General features: G+C 64.1%; 1 pseudogene. It reads left to right on the top strand.

The features are described 5' to 3' along the window. Positions 1 to 223: pseudogene (locus tag ACLNEE_RS17105) on the top strand (IS5/IS1182 family transposase); the annotation flags it as partial.

Raw genomic sequence — 223 nt, 5'->3', positions numbered from 1 at the left:
ACGCTCCCCACCGATGCAATCGGAAACCCCAAGCCCACCGCGCAGCGGAATTTCACCGACCCCGACAGCCACATTCTCAAGGGAGCGGACGGCTGGATCCAGGGGTACAACTCTCAGGCCGCCGTCGATGGCGACCACCAGGTGATCGTGGCCATCGGCGTCAGCAACCAGGCCAGTGATGCGGTGCACCTGCTGCCCATGCTGGAGCGGATCGAGGCCAATA

The sequence above is a fragment of the Aphanothece stagnina RSMan2012 genome (genome assembly GCF_046764815.1).
Taxonomy (GTDB): Bacteria; Cyanobacteriota; Cyanobacteriia; order PCC-6307; family Cyanobiaceae; genus NIES-981.
The sequence above is the reverse complement of the archived record's forward strand: the minus strand, read 5'-3'. Positions and strand labels throughout refer to the sequence as shown.